Raw genomic sequence first — 1,442 nt, 5'->3', positions numbered from 1 at the left:
CTCGCCGCCGGGGTCGGGGCGAGCCTGCAGGTGGTCGAGGCCCCATTGTCCGCCCCGATCGAGGACGGGCCGGCGCTGTCCGCCGAGGCCGTCGAGGCGGCCCTCCGGTACGGCTGGCAACTGGCCGACGAGGCCGTGGAAAGCGGCGTACAGCTGATCGTGTTGGCCGCCTGCGGCGCTGGCGCGGAGGCCGCCGCCACGGCGGTACTGGCCGCGACCACCGGCGCGGAACCTGTTGCGGTGCTCGGTCGGGTCACCACCCCCGGTGAGCAGGTCGACGACGCGGCCTGGATGATCCGCTGCGGCACGGTCCGGGACGCGCTGCGCCGGACCCGGCACATCGAGCGTGGCCCGAAGGACGTGCTGGCCCAACTCGGTGGGGGCGACATCGCGATCGCCACCGGTGTCCTGCTCGGCGCGACCGCCCGCCGGACGCCGGTACTGCTGGACGGCCTGGTCGGGGTGGCAGCCGGGCTGATCAGCCGGGACCTCGGCGGGCAGGCCCGGCACTGGTGTCTGCTGCCGGACGACGGTGGGCACCCGGGCGTCCGTCTCGCCGCCGACGTGCTCGGCCTGACCCCACTGCTCGACCTGCGCCTCGACCTCGGTGAGGGAGCCACCGCGCTGGCCACACTGCCGCTGTTGCGGCCGGCGATCGCCCTGGCCGGTGCGCTGCCCGTACACCCGAAGCTGACCGACGACGAGCCAGGGCCGGCGGACACCGGGGAGACCGAGCAGGACGACGAGGAGTTCACCGAACCGGAACCGGCCGGCCCCGGGCCCGCCACACCGGACCCCGCCACGCCGGACCCCACCGGGCCGGTCACGCCGAAGTCGCCACCGGCGCCCAAGACGCCGGACGCCGAACGATCGACTGTCGGCACCGCGTCGCCGGCGACCGACAGCGCCGCCGCCCCACACGGTGGCTGACGGCCGGACACTGGCCGGCGCCCGGCTGGCGCTCACCACCTTCACGATCCTGCCGCTGCGTACCGGCCGGGTGGACCGGCCGGCAGCGGCGGTGGCCATGTCCCTGGCCCCGGTGGTCGGTGCGGCCCTCGGTGCGGCCCTCGCGGTGGTCCTGCTCGGTGTCGCCATGGCCGGGCCCGCACTGGTCGCGGGGGCGTTGACCGTGGCAACGGGTGCACTGCTCACCCGGGGGCTGCACCTGGACGGGCTGGCCGACACGGTCGACGCGCTCGGCTCGTACCGCCGGGGCCCGGCCGCGCTGGACATCATGAAGAAGCCGGACGTCGGGCCGTTCGGGGTGGCTGCGCTGGTCCTCGTGCTCCTGGTCCAGGCGGCCGTCCTCGCCGCACTGTCGGACCGGTCATGGTCTGCGGTCGTCGCCGGGGTGGTCGCCGCCACCGCGTGCGGGCGGCTGGCGGTGAGCTGGGCCTGCCGTCGGGGCGTACCGGCGGCCCGCCCCGAGGGGCTGGGCG

Annotated in this window: 2 protein-coding genes; both read left to right on the top strand. The window is 76.4% G+C overall.

The annotated features are described in order from the left end of the window. Positions 1–930: nicotinate-nucleotide--dimethylbenzimidazole phosphoribosyltransferase (locus tag ACFQ4H_RS34770; RefSeq protein ID WP_377579522.1), on the top strand; the 930-nt coding region annotated here is incomplete at its 5' end. Then, the coding region (locus tag ACFQ4H_RS34765) for an adenosylcobinamide-GDP ribazoletransferase (protein ID WP_377579520.1) at positions 923–1,442 on the top strand (520 nt) is incomplete at its 3' end. The genes ACFQ4H_RS34770 and ACFQ4H_RS34765, both read left to right, overlap by 8 nt.

It is taken from the genome of Micromonospora sonneratiae, assembly GCF_042679305.1.
Classification (GTDB): domain Bacteria; phylum Actinomycetota; class Actinomycetes; order Mycobacteriales; family Micromonosporaceae; genus Micromonospora_H; species Micromonospora_H sonneratiae.
Note: the sequence above shows the minus strand (reverse complement) of the source record. Positions and strands in the feature narration are given on the sequence as shown.